General features: G+C 73.6%; 2 protein-coding genes and 1 pseudogene. All 3 read left to right on the top strand.

All coding sequences use genetic code 11. The annotated features are described in order from the left end of the window. Positions 1-162: 162 nt before the first annotated feature. Positions 163-4,089: pseudogene (locus I5I_RS16045) on the top strand (TIGR03773 family transporter-associated surface protein); the annotation flags it as partial. 85 nt (positions 4,090-4,174) lie between these two features. Further along, a complete protein-coding gene (locus I5I_RS17940) occupies positions 4,175-4,840 on the top strand; it encodes a choice-of-anchor M domain-containing protein (RefSeq protein WP_374699907.1) in 666 nt (221 codons plus the stop codon). Next, positions 4,837-5,920: anchored repeat ABC transporter, substrate-binding protein (locus tag I5I_RS17935; RefSeq protein ID WP_374699906.1), on the top strand; the 1,084-nt coding region annotated here is incomplete at its 3' end. The genes I5I_RS17940 and I5I_RS17935, both read left to right, overlap by 4 nt.

Below are 5,920 nucleotides of genomic sequence, written 5' to 3'. Positions count from 1 at the left end.
CTCGCGGACTCCGCGTGGGCGTCTCGGTCGGCGGCTCGGGTGGCTACTCCGCGTCGACGACGTACCGCTTCACCTTCTGATCCCCGGCGCTCGCGGGGTTGGTGCGACGTCTGCCGCCCGACCCCGCGGGTGCGTCGTCCGCCGTCCGACCGGAAAGTCACCATGCGTACGTCCCTCCCTCTCGCCGCAGCAGCCCTGACCGCGGCCCTCGTGCTGGCACCGCTCACGCCCGCCCTCGCCACCCCGGCCGACGCCGCGCCGGGATCCACCGATACGCGCACCGTCGTCTCGGAGGGTGAGGTGCGCATCGCGAGCACGCTGGACGGTGACCGTCTGGTGCACGACCTGGTCGACGCGTCGGGGCAGCGCCTCGACCCCGCGACCACGGTGCTGCGCGTGCCGCACGCGGAGCCCTGGCCGGGCGCGGCCGACGGGGAGGACGCATGGGAGCGCATCGACCCGTCGCGCGGCGACGTCTACCGCACGGCGGGAGCCAATCCCCTGTCGCTCGTGGTGGACACGACCGCGATCGGCGAAGACGTGCCCTTCGACCCCTTCGGCTTCGGCGGACCGATCTACACGCGCCTGTCCCTGGCCCCGGGAGATCCGATCGCCGCGATGCTTGTCGGCGGTGTCGACTTCGCCGGGACGACTCAGCGGCCGGCGGAGCAGCCGTGGGTGGCGAGCACCGGCGGCGAGGGCGGACTGCTGGCGGTGAGCTTCGCCTTTCTCGAACCGGGGCGTGTGTGCGTTCCGCTCGCTACCCACTTCCAGCGCTCCGGCGATGGTGCCTTCCTCAACGGCGATGTGACACTCACGGTCGCCGTGGGAGACGTGGATGCCGAGAGCGTCGAACCCTGCGCACAGCCCGCCGAGATCCCGGTCACCGCGCCCGAGCCCACGCGGGCGAACGCCGGACGTGCCGTGATCGATGCCGGCGTGGCGCTCCTCGCGCCGCGCGTGGATGGCTCCGGTCTCGGCCTCGATGTCGTCACATCCGATCGCGGACGCCGCGTGGCACACGATCCCGGCGACGTCGTCTTCTCTCTGCCGAGTCGCGACACCGAGTGGCCGGGAACCGGTCGTTCGCCGCAGAGTCCCACCTACCGCGACTGGGCGCGCATCGCCGACCCCGGGACGACGCTCTGGCGGTCGGCGGGTGTGTACACACCCTGGACGGGGTCGACGCCGCCGAACGAACTCGTCCTCGATCTCGACGCCTCGTTCGTCAGCGTGGATCAGCTGTCCGAGAGCGCTGCGGGCATCGAGATGACGATGACGGGCGCATCCACCACGGGCGGCGGCTACGTCGCGACGTACCGGTACGCGGATGCATACGGGGGACTCAACGGCGACGGCTCGGGGGCCGCGTTCTGGGACAGCCGGCCGGGCGGTCGCGCCGAGCCGCAGCTGGTGCTGCCACGCACCGATCCCTTCCCCCGCAACGCGAAGGAGTTCGACGGCAGCACGTCGACCGGGTTCGCCTTCTCCGCGGCAGGTGTCTACTGCGTCGGCGTGCGCGCCGCGACGACACTCGCCGGCGCCACGGAGCCGACGCGCACCCACGCGACGTTCACCTTCGCGGTGGGCATCGACCCCGCCGTCGTCACACCCTGCGCGCAGCAGGGCGACACCGGCACGCCGACCGAGCCGACCGACCCGGGCGGGAGCGAGCAGCTCGACCCGTCCGTCACGTGGTTCCTCAAGAACCACCTGGACCTNGCACCGCGCCTCACCGCAGACGGCTCGTTGCAGATCGCCACGGGCGACGGCGATGCGGCGGCGCTGACCCCGCTCCGCGACGCGGTGTGGGTGGGGCGCGGCGAGTTCGCGACATTCCGCGTCCCCGAGCCCGACGCGCTGCAGGACGTCACCTTCGTCGGCGCCCCCGGCTCGACGTACTACGGATTCACGCAAGGCGCGAACTACGAGAGCAAGACGATCTGGCCGGGTCTCAGCATGCTCAAGCTGCCCGCCGGCTACACCGATCACGACGCCACCTGGCGGCTGTCGAAGGCGGAGGGCCCCGGCGACGTCGTCGTCTGGTCGGGAGCATCGCACTACCTGAACTCGCGTACCGACACGTCGTCGTGGTTCCCCGTGGGGCGTACGCACATCCACGAGAACTGGGCGTTCACCGCCGCGGGCCGTTACTGCCTCGCGATCGAGACCCGCATCCGCGAGCAGGCCACCGGTGTCGACCGGTCGGCGACCGGTCTGCTGACGGTCGTGGTCGGCGACGTCGACCTGTCCCAGGTGCAGCCGTGCGAGCGCACTCGCGCGGTGGAGGCGCCGCCCGCTCAGCCCGTGACGGCGGTGTCCCCGGACCGCACGGTGTTCTCCGCTGCCGCGGTCTCGGGCAACGCCGCGACCAGCGCCCTCGAGCTCGTCGAGCGCGGCGGCGAGGTCGACGTGGTGGCGGCCCTTCGGCGTCCGGTCGGCTCCGGAGCCGACTACCGCGACCCCGAGCGTGTGGTCTTCACGCTGCCGCGCAGCGGCGACACCTGGGTCGCGCGCGAGCGGATCGCCACGGCGATCGACGGCCTTGCCCTCTCCGGCGACGTCACCCTCGATCTCGGCGAGGTGAGCGGCCCCGGGCGGTACTGGATGAGCGCCGACCGGATCTCCGACCGCCAGGCCACCCTCCTCGACACGCGGCCGCAGCACGAGCACGGCAGCGCCGCGCTGCGTCCCCGCTCCGGCTTCGGCAGCGCCCACACCGTGGATGCCGCGGGCGTCTACTGCGTGCCCCTGACCTGGTCGGGCACCACAGCGGCGGGTCGAGCGTTCCGCATCACCACGACGCTCACCCTCGCCGCCGGAGTGGACGCGGCATCCGTCACCCCCTGCGCCGACGGCGGCAGCGGCACGACGCCGGTCGATCCCGGCACGCCCGAGCCCGAGCCGGTGGTCTGGGACGTGCCGAACCGCAGTCTCACGGCATCCGGAGCCACGATCCTCACGGCCGGCCACGTCGACGTCGCCTCGCGGCTGGATGCCGGGGCGCTCACGACCGTGGTGAAGGACGACACCGACGGTGATCCGATCTACCGCGATCCCGCGCGCACCGTCATCCAGATCCGTCCCGAGGCGCAGACGAGCGTGCCCGACCATGCCGCGTTCCGCTTCCTCGGGGCGCCCGGCGCCGCGCTCTGGCAGGTCACCGAGACCCAGCAGGACGGGCTCATCTGGCCGGGCTGGTCGAGCGAGCTCATCGACCGCGGTCTGATCCCCGCCGGCATCGACTGGTCGCTGCAGAAGGTCGACGGACCGGGTGAGTTCACGCTCTACCAGAGCGATCTCGGGGTGCCGCGCGTGCTGATGTCGACGCGCGACGGCATCTCCGACGCCGACAGCGTCCGCATCGCCGAGCACGTCCACGTCCACGGCACCTGGGCCTTCAGCGCCGAGGGGCTGTACTGCCTCGGCTTCCAGCGATCGGCGACCCACGCCGACGGTCGCGCGCTGACCTCCACGTTCACGCTGGCCGTCGCGGTCGGGCGCGCCGACGTGCGCGCCGCCGACCCGGCGGGCTGCTTCACGGCTGCCGCCGGCGAGCCCACCGCGCCCGACCGGCAGCCGATCGCCGAGGACCGGCTGACCACGGCGGCCCAGGGCGGCGTGCAGGTGCTCGATGGGCAGTCGGGTCTGCTGCCGGGCCAGCTCGTCACCGTGCAGGTGTCGCGCGAGCGCGCCGGTCAGTGGGTCTCGGTGTGGCTGCGCTTCACCCCGGGCACCGATCCGCGCTGGCTCGGCTGGGCGCGCGTCGGCTCCAGCGGTGCGGTGCAGGTGCGTCTTCCCGCGGATGCCGCTCTCGGCGGGGACCGGCTCGTCGTCTCCTCGCGCGAGGGGGCCCTGATCGGCTGGGATGCGCTGGCGGTCGTCGCGCCGCCGCAGGCCGTCGCACCCGCTCCGGCGCCCGTCGGCGACACGACGCCCGCGGCCCGCGAGGTCGCCGCCGGCCAGTGCGTCGCGGGGGCGACGATCCTCTCGTCGGGTCACATCGACTACGCCTCCCGGATCGTCGGCGGACGTCTCGAATCGCTCGTCGGCGACGACTCGTCGGGCGCGAAGGTGTATCGCGACCCCGCCGGTGTCGTCCTCTGGCTGAAGCCCTCGGCCCGTCAGCAGCTGCCCGCCGGCTTCGGGCGCCGTCGGAGCCGCCGGGCAGACCGTGTGGCAGGTGCCGCAGACGCAGAACCCCGACCTCATCTGGCTGGGCTGGAACACCGAGGCGGTCAGCCGCGCCAACGCCGCCGGCCCGGTCGACTGGAGCCTGGACGGCGTCGCCGGCCCGGGGCGGGTGACCGTGTACACGTCGGGTGTCTTCGGCGGGGTGCAGAACGTGGTGCTCGACGGCGCCGGCTCGTCCTCCCGCATCCCGCTCGGCGTCCACGCGCACGCCAACTGGGCGTTCAGCGAGGAGGGTGTCTACCGGCTGCGCATGACCCAGACCGTGACGCTTGCCTCCGGAGAACGCTCCAGCGACACGGCCACGCTGACCATCGCGGTCGGCGACGTCGACCCCGCGCAGGCGGTGTCGGGCGGCAGCGGCTGCGGGGTCGTCTCCGCGGCGGTGCTCACCTCCGACGATGCGGAGGCGGCACGCCGGGCCGCGGAGCAGGCGACGGCGGAGGCCGCGGCCGCCGCGGCGGCGGCATCGGGTTCGGCCGGCACGGCCCGTGTCGTCGGTCCCGAGGCGGTGCGCGCGCCGCAGACGGAGGCCGCGGCAAGCCCCGTGCCGGTGCTGCTGGGCGTGCTCGGGGCGCTGCTGCTGGCCGCCGGTCTCGGCGCGGGCATCCTCGCGGTGCGCCGTCGCCGGCCGTCGTCGGAGTCGTGATCGTGACGGGCGGGAGGGGCACGTCGCCGGGGGGAGCGGTGTGCGGCGGGCGGGCGCGGCGGCGGGGTGCGGGGATCGTCGCCGGTGCGGCCACCCTCGCCCTCGCGGTCACCGGGTGCACCGCCTCGCCCGCGCTGAGCGACACCGACGAGCGCGTGCAGGTCGTGACCACCACGCCGCTGCTGGCCGACCTCGTCGCGCACGTGGGCGGTGCGCGTGTGCAGGTGGCATCCATCGTCCGCGACGGTGCCGACCCGCACGACTATGCGCCGACGCTCCGCGACGCGCGCAACGTCGTCTACGCGGATGCCGCATTCAGCAACTACGCCCTGCTCGAGGAGCACGGCATCATCAAGACCCTCGATGCCAACCTCCGCCCCGGCGTGCCGAACGTGTCGCTCGCCGAGGAGTCCGTGAAGTACGCCGCCGATCTCATCCCGCTCGTCGAGGATGCCGGGCTCGACACGGTGTGGCTCGGCGCGCGCGTGCACGGCGACGGCCGCGAATGGGGGGCGACGCGCTCCTCGCAGGTCGTGCTCGAGGCGACCGCGCTCACCGGTCCGGGCTCCCTGTTCGCCTACCTCACGGGCACCTTCGGCGACACCGAGGTGATGATCGACTCCGCGGACGGGTTCGGGGGCGCGCGCCCGGATGCGATCGAGCTTCCGGTCGACGCCCACACGCACCTGTCCTGGGCGTTCACCGAGCCGGGGATCTACACGCTCGACCTGCGCGCACGACTACGCCTGACCGACGCGTCCCCGGGCATCGACCTGGCGTCCGCGACGTACACCTTCGCCGTCGGGGTCGACCCCTCGCGGGCCGAGATCGACGACGCGGTCGTGCTCGACGAGGGCCACGCGGATGTCACGGCCGACCTCGACACCGGCCGCATGCGCATCCGCTACGACGCCGACGGGGGCGGCGAGCGCACGCAGGAGGACCTCGATCCCGCGCGTGTCGTGATCGAGGTGCCCGCCAAGGCGCAGGAGGAGATCCCGGCCGGGGCGGCGTTCGCCTTCCTCGGGCGCCCCGGCGCGCGCGTCTATCAACTCGCGCAGGCGGTGCTGGACGCCACAT

The organism is Microbacterium sp. B24, from assembly GCF_000333415.1.
Lineage (GTDB): Bacteria > Actinomycetota > Actinomycetes > Actinomycetales > Microbacteriaceae > Microbacterium.
Note: the sequence above shows the minus strand (reverse complement) of the source record. Positions and strands in the feature narration are given on the sequence as shown.